Here is a 15,920-nt window from a genome sequence, read left to right as displayed (position 1 = left end):
CCAAGGAAGAAGGCGGTCGTCACACCCCGTTCTTTGCGAACTACCGTCCGCAGTTCTACTTCCGGACCACGGACGTGACCGGCACCGTGACTCTGGCGGCTGGCACCGAGATGGTTATGCCCGGCGACAACGTCGGCTTCACCGTCGAGCTGATCGCGCCGATCGCGATGGAAGACGGCCTGCGCTTCGCCATCCGCGAAGGTGGCCGCACCGTCGGCGCCGGCGTTGTGTCGAAAATCATCGAGTAAGTCGGCTCTGCCGACTGGTGGGCGGCAGTTGCTCTGAAAGAGCAATGAGAGCCCACACCATCGAAATTAAAGAAGGCCGTCCCAAACAGGGGCGGCCTTTTTCGTTCAGATGCGCGAGGCGCAGTATTCTGCACGGGTGTGTGGCTTTGCGGCTGCCCTTTTTCTTGCTACAAGGGGCTCATTCACGCAGGTTAATCAAGGCTTTATTCTGAATTTCCAATGGGCGAGATCGGCATTAGCGATGACATCACATCTTGAGCACATCTTTCTGAATGTTCTCAACATCATCCTGCCGGTGCTCATATGCGTTGCCGTCGGCTATGGCCTCGCCCGGTTCAGGGCGCCGTTCGACAACAAAGTGGTGAATGGCCTGATTTCGTGGGTGGGTTTCCCGGCCTTGGTCATTTCGCACCTATCCACCGCGAAAATCGAGGCGAGCACCTTTCTGTCGGTTATGGCCGCCGCGGCGCTGGTGGTTGCGGGGTTTGCTCTGCTTGGATACATCGCCCTCAGGCTACTCGGGTATTCGGTTCCCGCCTTTCTGGGGCCGCTGATGTATGGAAATGTCGGGGGGATCGGCCTGCCGGTGACATTGCTGACCTATGGTGGCACCGGGATGGCCTATACGATGGGCTTCGTGGTGATCATTCTGCTCTGCATGTTCTCCATCGGCATATGGCTACCTTCGGGAGCGGTTTCGATGCGGTCACTGTTTCGGTCCCCGGTCATCCACGCAACGCTGGTGGCTTTGGTGCTGGTGTTCACCGGCCTTCCGCTGCCCAAGCCGGTTGAGGCCAGTTTCAGTATCCTTGGCGGGCTGACGATACCGCTTCTGTTGCTGACGATGGGGCACACGCTGGCGTCTTTTCAGATCCGCGATGCGCGGCAGGCGGGATTGCTGACCATACTCCATCTGGTTTTTGCGATACTCATCGCGCTGATCGTGGTGAGGTTGTTCGGCTTTACCGGTCCCGAACGCGGCGTGGTCATCCTGTGCTGCCTGATGCCGTCATCGGTTGCAAACTACCTGCTTGCAGATCAGTACCAGCCCGAGAAGGCGCCGGATGTGGCGGGGTTCATCCTGCTTTCGACTCTGGCAACGCTGCTTGTGCTGCCGCTGGCGCTGACCTTCTGGATCTGACAGAGAGAGGATGTCGCCAGGGCGATGATGTCCCCTTTTCCGGCCGCTGATGGGTTTTTCTTAATCCGACCTCCACCTTATCCGAAACCTGAATACCCACCTGTGATCCGAGCCAGGGAATGCGGGGTGTGCGTCAAGCGTCCGCTGATATCACGGGGAGAGAGTTATGTTTGGTTTCGAGTTCCTGAACTACGGGTCGCAGATTCTTCACAGCAAGGATCTGGACGACATGCGCGCCGCCGTTCTGGGTGATGACGAACAGGAAGTGAATTGCAAGGTCAGCGACTTTTGCCGCGAGCGACGGCGTTTCGGGCCGGGGCGGACCGAGTCAGCCTATCGCGTCGTGGACTGATCCGGAGTTGGAGGTCAATCCTTTGGCCCCCAAGGCTCGCGCCCGACCATCTGGTCAGCCTCGGCGGTGATGTCGTTCATATGCTTCTCAAGGCTCAGCCGCAGCGTTTCAATCTGCTCGGGCGTCGCCTTGCGCGGCACCGGATCGGTCCATTCGCGGCACAGGAACACGCCTTCGTTGCGCCACGGGCGCGGCATCAGCAGACGATCCCAGGTGCCCGCTTCGCGCCCGTGTCGGGCGGAATAGGTGATGCCGAAGACCCGTTTGCCCGATGTGCGCGCCCAGATCAGCGGCACGGTGGATGAAACCCGTTCAGGCCCGCGCGGGCCGTCGGCAGCAATGCCGATCGAGATGCCCTGTTTCATCTTGCTCAGCACCTCGCGCGACAGGGCGACGTGGCGTTTGCGGCTGGACATCGCGATCGTGTCCATCCCGAACAGTTTCTGCACCCGCCCCACCATGCTGCCCGCGCGCGCAGCCGAGGTGATCGAGCAGATACGCCCCTTGTCCAACGGAAAGAAATAGGGCGACTGCGCCAAGCGCTGATGCCACAGCACCACGATGACCGGCTCGCCCTGCTGCGCCAACTGGTCAAGTTCGTCATACCCGATACGTTGCCACCGCGTGTTGCGATGCACCAGCCGGATATAGGTCGCAATCCGTCGCGCAACCCAGTTCAGCACAGCTTCGCTGTCGGCGATTTTCTTGCGGATGCTCAAGGCAGTGGTCCTCCTGCTGACCGGGCCATGTCTTAAAGAACTGCGCGCGGGGCGCAATGTTTTTGTCCGCCTGTCAAAGTGGTTGCAAAACGCAAAAAGCCTCTTGAGTCCTTTGCGCCACTGGCATATCTGATGGCCCAGCCTAGGGGTATAGCTCAGTTGGTAGAGCGACGGTCTCCAAAACCGTAGGTCGCGGGTTCGAACCCTGCTGCCCCTGCCATTCACCCGCATTCGCAGCGATTTCGCGCAAGGTTCTGTACGCCGGGACCATAAGACGTCCGCGCCGGGGCAATGGCGCCGCCGGGCGCGTAATCGCGGTTTCATCGGTCGTCTGAATGACATACTGTCCGCGCAGGTTATGACGATGAGGTCTCATGTCGCGTTTCGACGGGTATTTCCTGCGGCAGCTGCTGGTGCTGTTCGGGTTTTTCACGCTGGTGCTGGTGGGGGTTTTCTGGATCACCCGTTCGGTCAGCCTGTTCGACCGCGTCATCAGCGGCGGCCAGTCGGCGATGGTGTTTCTGGAATTCACCGCCCTGACGCTTCCGACCCTGATCCGGACAGTCATGCCCATGGCCGTCTTTGCCGCTGCAGTTTACGCCACCAACCGGCTGAGCCGCGAGAGCGAGATGACGGTGATGCTGGCGACCGGCTCCAGCCCGTGGCGGCTGTCGCGGGCGGTGCTGATGTTCGGGCTGTGCGCGGGGCTGATGATGGCGGTGATCAGCGTCTTTCTGCGGCCGGCCTCGGTTGAACAGCTGGAACAGCGGCAGGCCGAGGTGGCCGGTGATGTCACCGCGCAATTGCTGAATGAAGGAGAGTTTCTGCACCCCGCGACCGGTGTGACCGTCTATATCGGGCGGATCGATCTGGACGGAACCCTGCACGAGGTCTTTGTCTCGGACCGGCGCGACGTGGACAATCCGGTCAGCTATTCCAGCACCACGGCCTATTTGGTCAACCAAAGCGCGGGCATTCATCTGGTGATGCTGGATGGCGTGGCGCTCCGGTTCGATCAGGTGGGGAATACGCTGTCCTCGACTCTGTTCGAGGACGCTGCATACGATATCTCGGAACTGGCCCGCGACACCGATATCGGCAAACGCAGCCGCGAGGCGATTCCGACGATCGAACTGATACAGGACATCGAAGGGGTGTCTGCAACTGACGAGCATTCGGTCGGGCAGTTGATCGAGGAGTTGCATCAGCGGTTCTCGTGGGTGGCCATCTGCGTTGCGGTGGCGCTGGTGGGGTATTCGACCCTGATGCTGGGCAGCTTTTCGCGCTTTGGCCTGTGGCCGCAGATCTTTGTGGCCTTCACGATTCTGGTCTTACTGGAAGGCGTCCGCGGGTTCGTTTCGCCGGTTGTGATCGAGGACCCGCGCCTGTGGGGGCTGCTGTATCTGCCCGCGCTGATTGGGGTTGCATTGTCGATCCTGTTTCTGGCCATCGCCGGGCGCCCCCTGTTTCGCAAACCGGGCAATCGCCGGACCGGGGTGCCAGCCCCTGCCTGATGCGCAGCGACGGTCGCATGTCGCAAATCTGCTAGCGCGGGGTGGGTGAGCGGTTAGGCTGATCAGGCCGCACAGACCCGGAGGGCCCGCCATGCTGGACAAAAGCCGCAAACCGACCTGGACCAGTTTCGAGCAGGCCACCAAGGCCGACTGGGACGCCGTCATGGAATATGAAGAGGCGTACAACGCCGCGCTGCCCGATCGGATTCTCGATGCGATCCGGTCTCTGGACGAGGACTGGACGCCCTATCCGGTGAACCGCTATCAACACAGCCTGCAGGCCGCGACCCGTGCGTACGAGGACGGCGCAGACGAGGAACTGGTGGTTGCCGCCCTGATCCATGACACCGGAGATATCCTGTCGCCCTACAACCACGGAGAGTTGTCGGCGGCGATGATGAAGCCCTATGTCAGCGAGAAAACCCATTGGATTCTCAAGCATCATTGCGTGTTTCAGGGATACTATTACAACCACCATCTGGGCGGCGACCGTCACGCCCGCGACAAGTACCGCGACAGCCCGCACTGGGAGGACTGCCGGTATTTCTGCCACGAATACGATCAGAAAGCGTTCGACCCGGATTACCCGACCAGACCGCTGGAATTCTTTGAGCCGATGCTGCGCCGCGTCCTTAGCAAAGGCGACGGGCATATGGAACTGAACGAGACCTCTGATGCCTAGCAGGCCGCCATCAGGCGATAGACGATCTGGGCGGCGGTAAAGTCCCAGGCGGCATTGCCGTCGGGGGCCAGTTCCACCACGTCAAAGCCCACGCAGCGGCGGCCCCTGAGCGCGTGCTCGACCAGATGCAGCGCCTGATAATAGCCCAGCCCCCCCGGCACCGGGGTGCCCGTGGCGGGCATCTGCGAGGGGTCAAGGCCGTCCACATCAAAGCTGACATAAACCAGTTCGGGGAAGTCCTCGGGCAGGTCGATTGCATGAAGGCCATCGGTCACCAACTCTTCGGCATCGACGTGGAAGACGCGGTTTTTCAGGCGGCTTTGCGCCTCTTCGGTGGAAAAGGCGCGGACTCCGAACTGGGCCAGACGGATGCCTTCCTCGGCCAACAAGTGCATGACCGAGGCGTGAGAGTGTTTCTCGCCCTGATACGCGTTGCGCAGATCGGCATGGGCGTCGATCTGAACAACGCCCAGCGGCTGGTTCAGAGCGCGGGCCACGCCCGTGACGGCACCGTAGCTCAGCGAGTGTTCACCGCCCAGCGTCACCGGCACCTTGCCTGCGCGGATTGCGGCCTCGGTGCGTTGGGCCAGCCGTTCCATCACCTCGGGCAAAGGACCTTCGCAGTTCAATGGGTCTTCGGTGAAGATGCCTTCGACGCAGGGTTCGGCATGACCGGTGATACGTTCGAGTTCATTGCTCGCCTCAATAATCGCGTCGGGGCCTTTGGCTGTGCCCGCGCCGTAAGAGACGGTGCGCTCCAGCGGCACCGGGATGACGCGAAAACGCCCATCTTCTGAGCGTTCAGCGGCGGTCAGTTCACTGTCGAGGAAAAGGCTCATGAAAGGCGGTCCTTAAAGTCGTCATAGCCAAACTGTTTGATGATTTTCAGCTCATCCGTTTCGCTATTCCACAGGGCGATGGTCGGCAGGGGAACGCCGTTGAACGTGTTGGTCTTGACCATCGAATAATGCGCCTGATCGAGGAAGGCAAAGCGCTGGCCGATCTCCAGCGGCTTGTCCCATGTGTAGTCCCCGATCACATCGCCCGCGAGGCATGAGGGGCCTCCCAGACGGTAGGTATGGCCTGCCTCTGCCTCGTCCATCAGGGCCGGGCGATAGGGGGCTTCGATCACGTCGGGCATGTGGCATGTGGCCGAGATATCGGTGATCGCAAGGGTCATGCCATTGGTCGGCAGATCGAGGATTTCGCCCACCAGAATGCCCGCATCCAGTGCGACGGCCTCGCCGGGTTCGAGGTAAATCTCGACGTCGTGTTCGGCGCGGATGGTTTTGATGAAGGCAATGAGGCCCTCGCGATCGTAATCGTCGCGGGTGATATGGTGGCCACCGCCGAAGTTCAGCCATTTGAGCTGGCTGAAGAACGGTTTGAGCTTGGGTTCGACCGCTTCCCATGTCCGCTGCAGAGGTTCGAACCCTTGTTCGCAGAGCGTGTGCATGTGCAGGCCATCAACCCCGGTCAGGGTTTCGGCGGTCAGTTGGCTGACCGGCGTGCCAAGGCGTGAGCACGGGGCGCAGGGATCGTATTTTGGGATCTCGCCTTCGGAATGTTCGGGGTTGATGCGCAGGCCGACCTGAACATTCGCAGCCCTTGCCTTGTCAAGAAACCGGTCCTTTTGCGCCGGAGAGTTGAAGATGATGTGGTCCGACAGGGATAGAATTTCGTCGATATCCGCGTCTTTGTAACCGGCGCAGAAGGTGGCGACCTCGCCGCCGTATTCCTCGCGTCCCAGCCGCGCCTCGTAAATGCCGCTGGCGCAGGTGCCGCCCAGGTGCTGGCGCACCAGCGGAGCCAGCGAGAACATCGAGAACGCCTTGAGCGCGCTCAGGACATGCGCGCCGGAGCGGGTGCCGATATCGGAGAGGATGGTCAGGTTGCGCTCGACCGCTTTTTCGTCGACCACGAAGCAGGGGGTGGGCACGCGGGCAAGGTCGAACTTGCGGAAAGCTTTGGCGTCGCCCGCTTGGGTGGTCATCATGTCGGACATTGCCGGCGTCTCCGATTGTGGAGAGGCCGGGGGCTCTGCCCCCGGACCCCCGGGATATTTTTGGCCAGATGAAGTTCTGGATCTAGAATTCTACCGGGCCGTCGAGTTCGTGGACCTGCCACGGGAGGCCCTGGGTGTTCAGCATGTCCATGAAATCGTCCGGGTCCAGCTGTTCCATGTTCCACACGCCCGGCTCGCGCCAGTTTCCTTTCAGCACCTGCGCCGCGCCGATCATGGCGGGGACGCCGGTGGTGTAGCTGACGGCCTGAGAGCCGACCTCGGCAAAGCATTCCTCGTGGTCGCAGATGTTGTAGATGTAGTAGGTTTTCTCACCCGAGCCGTCTTTGGCCTGACCTGTGGCGATGTCGCCGATGCAGGCCTTGCCCTTGGTTTCTGCGCCCAGATCGCCGGGGTCGGGCAGCAGGGTTTTCAGGAACTGGATCGGGATGATTTCCTTGCCGTCATGCATCACCGGATCGATGCGGGTCATGCCGACGTTTTCCAGCACCTTGGCGTGAGTGATATAGGCGTCGCCGAAGGTCATCCAGAAGCGGGCGCGCTCGATCTCGGGGAAGTGGGTGCTGAGCGACTCCAGTTCCTCGTGATACATCAGGTACATATTCTTTGGTCCGATGGCCGGGAAGTCGAACTCGACCTTGTGGGTCATGGCCGGGCTGTGCTGCCATGCGCCGTTTTCCCAGTGGCGCACCTCGGCCAGCACTTCGCGCAGGTTGATCTCGGGGTTGAAGTTGGTGGCGAATTCCTGATCGTTGCTGCCGCCATTGGCGTCCAGAACGTCGATCTGTCGGATTGTGTCCAGCTTGTGTTTCTTGAGCCATTTGGCAAACACGCTGGTCACGCCCGGATCAAAGCCCGAGCCGAGGATGGCGGTCAGGCCGGCTTCTTTGAACCGTTCCTGATAGGCCCATTGCCAGTGGTATTCGAACTTGGCCTCATCCTCGGGCTCATAATTCGCGGTGTCGAGATAGTGGATACCGGCCTCAAGGCACGCGTCCATCAGCACCAGATCCTGATAGGGCAGGGCGAGGTTCACCAGAATCTCAGCGCCTGTGTCCTTGATCAGCTTGACCGTATCTTCGACCTTGTAGGCGTCCAGTTCGGCGGTCTTGATGTCCACACCGACGCGATCCTTGACGGCCGCTGCGATGGCGTCGCACTTCGATTTCGTACGGCTGGCCAGAGTGATCTCGGTAAAGATGTCCGAATTCATCGCCATCTTGTGCACGGCTGCGTGGGATACGCCGCCCGCGCCGACAACCAGTGTTTTGCCCATGGTCTGTCTCCTTCTTATTCGTAATAGGTGTAGCCGTTGATCGAGTCGCGATAGGCGCTCATAAGGGTTTTGCGGTCCTTGGCTTGCAGAGTACCGGTCGAGATCGCCTCGTCCACCATCTTGCGGAAGGCGGCGACGCAGTCGGCGGGGTCGAACTCGACATAGGACAGGACCTGACTGATCGTGTCGCCCTCTTGCTCATCCAGCAGGTCAAATCCGCCATCGGCGCGCAGGTCGATGGTGACGACGTTGGTGTCGCCAAAGAGGTTGTGCAGATCGCCCAGCGTTTCCTGATAGGCACCGACGAAGAAGACGCCCATGAAATACTCGCCCTCATCGGGAAGGGAATGCACCGGCAGGCTGGGCGAGACGCCATCGGTCAGGATGAACCGGTCGATCTTGCCGTCGCTGTCGCAGGTGATGTCGGACAGGACCGCACGGCGGTCGGGCACGTCGTTCAGGCCCTGCAGGGGCACGATCGGGTGCAGCTGGTCGATGGCCCAGACATCGGGCAGCGACTGGAACAGCGAGAAATTGCAGTGGTAGATATCGGCCACCTTCTCAAGCTGTTCGTCCAGATCGGTGCCCAGATCATCGCGCGCCGCCAGCGCCTTGAGGCGGGCCACCAGCGACAGGTAGATGCGCTCGCCGCGAGCCATCTGGCGCAGGTCGACATAGCCGCGGCGGAACAGGGCGCGCAGCTCGTTGCGGTAGAAGGTGGCGTCGTTCCAGCATTCCTGCAGCCGGTCGCTGGACAGGTAACCATGGACCGCCGCAAGGTCCGCGATCATGTGGTGATCGTCGGGTTCGACCTCGGGTCCGCTGGGCGCGTCATAGAGCGTGCTTTCCAGCACATTGAACACCAGCATCGAGGACGTCGCCACCACCGCGCGCCCGCTTTCGGTGACCAGCGTCGGATGCGTGATTTCGGCCTCGTCCATCGCATAGGCCACGGTTTCCACCACGTTGGCGCAATACTCGTCGACCGTGTAGTTGATCGAGTTCTCGGCGGCCCTCTTTTCGCCGGTATAGTCCACGCCCATGCCGCCCCCGAGGTCCAGATGCGTCAGTGGGACGCCCTCGCGCGTGAGTTCGGTGTAATACCGGCAGGCCTCGCCCACGGCGCGGCGCACATCGTTGACGTCCTGTACCTGTGATCCCAGATGCGAATGCTGCAGCTTGAGGCAATGCAGCAGGCCCGCATCGCGCAGCTTGTCCACGGCGGCGACCAGTTGATCGGTGTTCATGCCAAATGCTGACCGGTCGCCCGAGCTTTCTTCCCACTTGCCGCTGATCTGGTTGGTCAGTTTGACCCGCACTCCCAGCAGCGGTTCGATGCCCAGTTCCTCATAGACCCGGATCACCGTGTCGGCCTCTTTCGGGCTTTCCAGCACGATCACGGTGTTGAACCCGATCTTGCGGCTGAGCATGGCCAGTTGGATGAACTCGGTATCCTTGACGCCGTTGCAGACGATCAGCGCCTCTCGGGCCAGACGATGAGCCAACGCGATGACCAGTTCCGGTTTCGATCCGGCCTCGAGCCCATAGTTGTATTTCTTGCCGCACTGGACGATGCGTTCGATCACCTGCGCCTGCTGGTTCACCTTGATCGGGAACACGCCGCGATAGCTGCCCTGATAGCCGGTGCGCGCAATCGCTTCGGCAAAGCACTCGTTCAGCCTGGCAATCTCGCTTTCAAGATACGAGCTGATACGCAGCAGCATCGGCGCCTTGATGCCGCGTTCGTCCAGATCGCTGAGGATGCCCGGCAGGCTGATCGCGGCGGTATCGGGGGCCATCGGGTTACACAGGCCGATCTCACCCTGCTCTGTCACCTCGATGAGGCCTTTGCCCCATTTTTCAACCCCGTAGATGGAATGCGGTGCGTCGGGCGTCTGTTTCAATCAAGTCAGTCCTTAACTCAAGGGGTGCCGGTTTCGCGCCCGCCAATACGGCAGCAGTTCGATTCGTCCAAGTGTAAACTATGTGACGGCGATTTCCGAGGTTCACCCGAAAGAACGGATAGGGATCAGGTGGTTGTCCCACTGGCAGTCGGGGCGTGCCGTGATCGACGGCGCATCGCGCAGGGTTCCGAACACGCCGGTGCCGGTTGAAAACACCAGACCTTCGGGTCCGGTGCCCAGCCCGCACACATCCTGCAGCGCATAAGCGCTGGTCAGTGCGCCGCTGGTGACATCGAAACGGTGCAGGGCATTGCCGCGCGGGCAGGTGATGGCGACCGTCTGGCCGTCGGCGGCAAAGGCGATACTGCCGGCATAGCCCTGCAGGGTGCTCTGATCGGTCTCAGGCGCGGACAGCAGGCGCGGGGCAGAGCCTCGGCGGTGCAGGCCCAGCAGCGGCGGGTGTTGTGTCAGACCGCCCTGCCATTGCATCGCAAACCCCACCAGCCCATCGCTGCGGACCGCCAGATGGCGGATCGAATTCTTATGCAGCGCGCGGGGCAGTTCCACCTGTTCCTGCACCCTGCCCGACAGGTCGGCATAGGTCAGGTTCGGTTGCATCACCGGCAGGTTCAGCTTGGTGCGACCTGTGTCCGGGTGGGTTTCGATGCCGCCATTGGCGATGACCAGCGTTTGGCCATCCGGCATCAGCCGCATGTCATGGGGGCCGACCCCGCCCGAGGGGAACTCGCCCAGCCGGGCAAAGCTGTCGGCATCCCAGACGCCGATCACGCCCTGGGCGGCGTCATAGTTGTTCTCGGTGGTCAGGAACCGGCGACCGTCGCGCGTATAGGTGCCGTGGCCATAGAAATGGCGGCCTGCCGGGGCGTCGAGCCGTTTGATCACAGCGCCCGAGCTACAGTCGATCACAAGGGCAAACCGGCCCGGGCGGCGGGCGAAGGCGACGGCCTGCGCCCTGTGCGGGTGGGCTGCGGCGGCATGGCCCCGCGCGGGCAGGGGCAGAGAGAACAGGATCGCCCCCTGTCCATCCAGACCGGCCAGCCGATACGACCCGTCGGGAAACAGCCCCGCCGCCAGAAAATCCGGCGCGCCGACCGAGGCCCAGCCACGGACCGGCGTAAGGCTGGTGGCGGCCAGACCGGCCAAAAAGCGGCGGCGCGAGGTCATGGTCTAGTCCCCGTCCAGCGAGTTGAAACCGGCGCTGATGCCCAGCGTCGGGCCAAGCTGGGTTGCTGTGATCGCGCGGATGTCGTCGATGGACTGCTGCAGGGCCTCGACCCGGAAACGCCCCTGCGGATCGGCGACCCCGGCAAGGGCTGGATCCTCCAGCGCCTGTGCCCGGTCGATGGCGCGTGCAAAGGACGCATCCAGATCGGCGGCAATGTCGGGATGATCAATGGCCAGCCGCGCCGCGAGATCGCGCAGGGCAATCAGCGACAGTTCCACATGGCGCAGGGATCGATCGGATCGGCGCGCCTCGGCCCGGGTCGGGCGGGGGCGGTCGTAGCTGCCCAGCGGACGGCCAAGCCGCGTGTCGCTGGTGAATTGCAGGCCGGTGGTCAGCGCCTTGAACAGCTCTTGCATCGCTTCATCCCCCGACCGATAGGGGCTGTTGCCGCCCGGCTGTGTCAGGGCGGGCGCATAGCTCTGCCAGTCGGTGCGGATCGCGGCGGCGTTGCGGTTGATATCGGTTGTGATGGCCTGGATCAGCGCGCAACGATAGGCGTCGCTGCCCTGTTCGGTCATCGCCGGATCATAGAGCATGCGTTCCAGCGCAAAGAACCCGCGCCCCGCGATCGAGGTTTCGGCAAAGGCGTCGGGGTCTTCGATCGCCGCATCTTCGGAATTGATCAGGCCCGACAGCGCCTTGGGCGTGAACCCCTTGGTGTCGGGCCAGAAGGCCAGTGCAAAGGCGCGGTCCTCGACCTCGGTCGGGCCAAAGCGCAGGTGGCTGGCCGAAATCCAGTCGTCGAAAGCGGCGTTATAGGCAGCGCGCAGATCAGCAGAATCTGCCGTGCAATCGGCCTGCGCCGTGGCCGACAGGACCCCGGTCGCCTCGGCCAGATCGGCAAAGCGCGGCAGGATGTGGCTTTCGGTCACGTCCATCAGGATCGGCGCGCGGTCCTGCGCGGCGGCTGACAAAGGCAGCATCAGGGCGGTCACAAAAGCAAGGGTGCGCATCACAGGCTCTCCAGAAAGCGGATCAGGGCGTCGCGGTCGGCTTTGGGCATCGAGACAACCGTATCACGGGCCGCCTGCGCCTCGCCACCATGCCACAGGATCGCTTCCAGCAGCGACCGTGCACGCCCGTCATGCAGAAACTGGGTGTGGCCCGACACGCGTTCGGTCAGACCCACGCCCCACAGTGGCGGCGTGCGCCATTCGCGGCCCGTCGCGCGCGCCTCGGGGCGGTTGTCGGCCAAGCCTTCGCCCATGTCGTGCAGCAGCAGGTCAGTATAGGGCCAAATCAGCTGAAAACTCTGTTCGGGCCGGTCGGGCATCCGGTGAGTGACATAGGCGGGTGTATGGCACGACGCGCAACCGGTGCTGTGAAACACCTCTTTGCCGCGCAGCACCTGCGGGTCAACGGTATTGCGTCGCGCAGGCACACCCAGATTGCGGCTGTAGAACGCGACAAGGTCCATGCCGGTCTGGTCGATCTCGAACCCGCGCGCATCCCCGTCGCCATGCGGGGCATCGGTGCAATTGACCTGCGCCGCCGTGCAATCGCCATGGGGTGCGGGGAACAGCGGGCTTGAGATGCCGATATCCCCGGCAAAGGCCCCGGCGGATTGCTCCATAACCGTGGGCATTCCGGCCTTGTGACCGAAGCGGCCCATCATGGGCTGGTCGAACTCGGTCGACCAGACGATATTGGGCCGGCCCGAGATGCCATCGCCATCCGCGTCATCGGGATCGGCCTTGGCCAGAAGATCCTCGACCGGGATCGCCTCGAGCAGCCCCAAGCCAATCATCTGCGGCGCGACGCGCGGGCTGAGCATCGCATCCGGGTGTAGCGGCCCATAGCCCAGATCGGCGGCCTTGTAAGTGGGGCGGCGCAACGATGCGGTTTCGCCCTCGGACAACTCCACCGGGATTTCTTCATAGGTGATGTCCAGCCGGTATTCTGCCGGATGGCCTGCCAGCGCGAAATCCTGCATCTGGCCGCCATAATTCGGCTCGGGCAGGGTAGCGAGATAGTCTTCGATTCCCGCCGGCGCATCCTCGGGGGCGCCGGGGATCGAGACGCGCAGGAACATCGATACGGCGTTGTCATCGGCCCCGTTCGGCGTATGGCCGCGCCCGTCCTTGATGTGGCAGCGCTGGCACGAGCGCGCATTGTAAAGCGGTCCCAGCCCGTCCGAGGCCAGCGTCGACGATGGCGACGACACCCAGATTTTCTTGAACAACCCGTTGCCAACCCGGAAATCCAGCTCTTGTTCAAAGCTGAGATTGCCCGACGGCTGCGAGAACGCATCCGCGTCGGTACGCACCCGCACGGTGGCGGCCCCGGCGGACAGGTCCTCGAACCGCTGCGGCGCGCTGAAATCGTCGGGCGCAGCGGTCGCGGCCTGAATGCGGGCCTGTTCGTCGGCGGTTCTGGGCAGGAAGTTCAGATGACTGTCCCGCAGGTCGGCGGGCAGGGCGGGGGTGGCCGCAAGCACGGCCACCGGCAAAAGAAGGCTACTCGCCCTCATCCATTGTTGACGCGTTGAGTTGCGCATAGTTGGCTTCGCCAATCCTTTCGTGCAGGTCGAGCTGCGTTTCTAAGAAGTCGATATGGCCCTCTTCATCGGCCATCAGTTCTTCGAACAGAGCCATCGAGACATAGTCGCCGACGCTCTGACAGTGTTCGCGGGCTTCCTTATAAAGTGCCCGTGCATCGATCTCGGCGGCAAGGTCGCATTCCAGCGTTTCCTTGGGCGTCTGCCCGATCCGCAGCGGGTCCAGCTTTTGCAGATTGGGATGGCCTTCGAGGAACAGAATCCGTTCGATCAGCTTGTCCGCGTGCTGCATCTCTTCGATGCTTTCCTCGCGGCTTTTCTTGGCCATGCCGCTGAGGCCCCAATCGTCCTGCAGGCGGTAATGCAGCCAATACTGGCTGACCGCCGTCAGCTCATGCCGCAGGGATTTGTTGAGGTATTCTATGACCTTGGGATCGCCCTTCATGTGCACTCTCCTGTCTGGCCCCGGCGCGAAGTGCGCGGAGCTGCAATGGGACTTCCAGATTATCGCTCGCGCGCATCGTGTCTAGGAAAAGCGGCATACAGCCACCGCAATCGGCCGATTTTCCAAGGGCATGGTAGATCTTGCCAGGCGTGATAATGGCCTGCGAATCCGACGCGCGCATCCAGTCGATCGCGGCGCGAATGTCGTGGTCCGAGATGTTGGTACAGTGGCAGACGATCATGGCGGCTCGGGTCCGTTCGGCTATTTCCTAGTTAATTAGTGGGGTATTATTTCGGGGTCCAGTCACAAGTCTCTGATGTGCATCAATACAGCCCGTATTGTCGCAGATCGCGTAGGGCCGGACATCGGATGCCCGGCCCCTTGGTCATGTTACTGGAAGACCGCGTCGGGGTTATCCAGGCTGTCCGACCCTTCAAAGTCGATCTGGTCCAGCTCCAACGTGGTCACGATACGCTCGATGGTCTTGGTCTGATCGACCAGTCCGTTCACGCCGCCCATGATCAGCGCCTCGCCGCCTGCATTGCCCGCTTCCAGCATCTGGTCATAAGCGAACCCCGCCTCGGCGGTGGATTTGATGCGACCCAGCGCCAGCATGGTGTTGGCCAGCTTGGCTTTCATCTCGGTATCCAGCGCCGGATCGGTGGCGGTCACCAAATCGGACAGCGACGCGCCCGAGACCGCAGTGCCATCGATGCGGGTGTAGCTGCCCAGATAGACGTTCTGGATGCCCAGCCCATCGTAGTAATGGCTGTTATGGGTGTTGTCGGCAAAGCAATCATGCTCTTCCTCGGGATCGTTCAGCATCAGACCAAGGCGCATCCGCTCACCGGCCTGTTCGCCATAGGACAGCGAGCCCATGCCGGTCAGGATCGCGCTGACGCCAGCGGCTTCGTCGGCAGCCAGTGCGGCACGGGCGTCGCCCCCTTCGGCCCACTGGGCGGTCATCCATTCCAGATCGCTGATCAGCAGATCGGTTGCGGCGCTCAGATATTGCGCGCGGCGGTCGCAATTGCCGCCGGTGCAGCCGTCACCCTGAACATAGTCGGTATAGGGGCGGTTGCCCGCGCCCGGCCTATGGCCGTTCAGGTCCTGACCCCACAGCAGGAACTCGATGGCGTGATAGCCGGTGGCGACATTGGCCTCGATCCCGTCCGCCTCGTGCAGGGTGTCCGACAGCAGTTCGGGCGTGATCCGGCTGGCATCGATGGTCTCGCCCGACAGCTGGAAGCTGGGATTGGCGATGACGTTCAGTACGGCGAACTCGTTCTCATCGCTGGGCCCGCCATAGGCTGCATCGACATAGTCGATCAGGCCTTCATCCAGCGGCCATGCGTTCACCTTGCCTTCCCAATCGTCAACGATGGCGTTGCCGAAGCGATAAACCTCGGTCTGCTGATAGGGCACGCGGGCGGCGATCCACGCGGCGCGGGCGGCGTTCAGGGTGGCGTCCGACGGATCGGCGATCAGCGCGTTCACGGCGGTCTGCAGCGCTTTGGCGGCGATCAGGCTGTCGTCATATTTGGCTTCGGCGATGTTGGCATAGGTGCTCAGAACGTCCGACTTGGACGGAGCATCCGCGACAGCAGCGCTTGCGAGGCACAGGGTCAGGGCGCTGGTCGCGGTGAGTAGTCTGGTCATGGGGGTTCGTCTTTCCTGGTGTTTCGGGGTGTGGCCCCCACGGGGCGCGGGGTAAGCTGGTGAGTTCTTGATAGAATTACTCAACAAAGTCAACCTGAGTTTTATTATCAGGTATATCCCGCCAAAATGACCCGCCAGAAATGGGGAGGGCCGCAGTCAGCCCGCGTGTTGCGTGGGATTGCAAATCAATTAAGATACTCAATGTATTTTAGAT

At 62.1% G+C, this 15,920-nt stretch carries 16 protein-coding genes and 1 tRNA gene; 6 read left to right on the top strand and 11 right to left on the bottom strand.

Annotated features, from left to right (window positions below):
• From ACR1XV_RS15440 to ACR1XV_RS15430, 3 genes are all read left to right on the top strand, one after another.
• The coding region (locus tag ACR1XV_RS15440; RefSeq protein WP_480532872.1) for an EF-Tu C-terminal domain-related protein at window positions 1-248 on the top strand (248 nt) is incomplete at its 5' end.
• Between the two features lie 241 nt (window positions 249-489).
• Window positions 490-1,389 carry an AEC family transporter gene (locus tag ACR1XV_RS15435; protein WP_480532870.1) on the top strand — a complete coding sequence of 300 codons (900 nt, stop codon included), beginning with the start codon at window positions 490-492 and terminating at the stop codon, window positions 1,387-1,389.
• Between the two features lie 166 nt (window positions 1,390-1,555).
• Entirely contained in the window at window positions 1,556-1,741 is a 186-nt protein-coding gene (locus tag ACR1XV_RS15430; RefSeq protein ID WP_480532868.1) for a hypothetical protein, read from the top strand.
• A gap of 14 nt (window positions 1,742-1,755) precedes the next feature.
• Here ACR1XV_RS15430 and ACR1XV_RS15425 read toward each other — a convergent pair whose 3' ends face one another.
• Entirely contained in the window at window positions 1,756-2,460 is a 705-nt protein-coding gene (locus tag ACR1XV_RS15425) for a lysophospholipid acyltransferase family protein (RefSeq protein ID WP_480532866.1), read from the bottom strand.
• 144 nt (window positions 2,461-2,604) lie between these two features.
• Between ACR1XV_RS15425 and ACR1XV_RS15420 the strand changes: the two genes are divergently transcribed.
• From ACR1XV_RS15420 to ACR1XV_RS15410, 3 genes are all read left to right on the top strand, one after another.
• Window positions 2,605-2,680 (top strand) — tRNA-Trp (locus ACR1XV_RS15420).
• A 154-nt stretch (window positions 2,681-2,834) separates the two neighbouring features.
• Entirely contained in the window at window positions 2,835-3,974 is a 1,140-nt protein-coding gene (lptF, locus tag ACR1XV_RS15415) for an LPS export ABC transporter permease LptF (RefSeq protein WP_480532864.1), read from the top strand.
• Between the two features lie 91 nt (window positions 3,975-4,065).
• Window positions 4,066-4,656: an HD domain-containing protein gene (locus tag ACR1XV_RS15410; protein WP_480532862.1), complete on the top strand. Its 591-nt coding sequence runs from the start codon at window positions 4,066-4,068 to the stop codon at window positions 4,654-4,656.
• Here ACR1XV_RS15410 and speB read toward each other — a convergent pair.
• From speB to ACR1XV_RS15360, 10 genes are all read right to left on the bottom strand, one after another.
• Window positions 4,653-5,495 carry an agmatinase gene (gene speB / locus ACR1XV_RS15405; protein WP_480532860.1) on the bottom strand — a complete coding sequence of 281 codons (843 nt, stop codon included), beginning with the start codon at window positions 5,493-5,495 and terminating at the stop codon, window positions 4,653-4,655. The two genes, ACR1XV_RS15410 and speB, sit on opposite strands and share 4 nt — an antisense overlap.
• Window positions 5,492-6,661, bottom strand: a complete 1,170-nt coding sequence (gene nspC, locus ACR1XV_RS15400) for a carboxynorspermidine decarboxylase (protein WP_480532858.1) — start codon at window positions 6,659-6,661, stop codon at window positions 5,492-5,494. Before nspC ends, speB begins: the two co-directional genes overlap by 4 nt.
• 82 nt (window positions 6,662-6,743) lie before the next feature.
• Entirely contained in the window at window positions 6,744-7,955 is a 1,212-nt protein-coding gene (locus ACR1XV_RS15395; RefSeq protein ID WP_480532856.1) for a saccharopine dehydrogenase family protein, read from the bottom strand.
• A 14-nt stretch (window positions 7,956-7,969) separates the two neighbouring features.
• On the bottom strand, window positions 7,970-9,859 hold the full coding sequence (gene speA, locus ACR1XV_RS15390) for a biosynthetic arginine decarboxylase (protein WP_480532854.1): 1,890 nt from the start codon (window positions 9,857-9,859) through the stop codon (window positions 7,970-7,972).
• A 102-nt stretch (window positions 9,860-9,961) separates the two neighbouring features.
• Window positions 9,962-11,044 (bottom strand): DUF1513 domain-containing protein, encoded by a 1,083-nt coding sequence (locus ACR1XV_RS15385; RefSeq protein WP_480532852.1) that lies wholly within the window; start codon window positions 11,042-11,044, stop codon window positions 9,962-9,964.
• A 3-nt stretch (window positions 11,045-11,047) separates the two neighbouring features.
• Window positions 11,048-12,058, bottom strand: a complete 1,011-nt coding sequence (locus tag ACR1XV_RS15380) for an imelysin family protein (RefSeq protein ID WP_480532850.1) — start codon at window positions 12,056-12,058, stop codon at window positions 11,048-11,050.
• Window positions 12,058-13,548, bottom strand: coding sequence for a di-heme oxidoreductase family protein (locus tag ACR1XV_RS15375; RefSeq protein WP_480532848.1), 1,491 nt, complete (start codon window positions 13,546-13,548; stop codon window positions 12,058-12,060). The genes ACR1XV_RS15380 and ACR1XV_RS15375 overlap by 1 nt, the downstream gene beginning before the upstream one ends.
• 13 nt (window positions 13,549-13,561) lie before the next feature.
• Entirely contained in the window at window positions 13,562-14,047 is a 486-nt protein-coding gene (gene bfr, locus ACR1XV_RS15370) for a bacterioferritin (RefSeq protein ID WP_008756985.1), read from the bottom strand.
• Window positions 13,995-14,288: a (2Fe-2S)-binding protein gene (locus ACR1XV_RS15365; RefSeq protein WP_480532846.1), complete on the bottom strand. Its 294-nt coding sequence runs from the start codon at window positions 14,286-14,288 to the stop codon at window positions 13,995-13,997. The genes bfr and ACR1XV_RS15365 overlap by 53 nt, the downstream gene beginning before the upstream one ends.
• Window positions 14,289-14,437: 149 nt before the next feature.
• A complete protein-coding gene (locus ACR1XV_RS15360) occupies window positions 14,438-15,706 on the bottom strand; it encodes an imelysin family protein (protein WP_480532844.1) in 1,269 nt (422 codons plus the stop codon).
• Between the last annotated feature and the right edge of the window lie 214 nt (window positions 15,707-15,920).

The organism is Ruegeria sp. AD2(2025), assembly GCF_056542385.1.
Note: the sequence above shows the minus strand (reverse complement) of the source record. Positions and strands in the feature narration are given on the sequence as shown.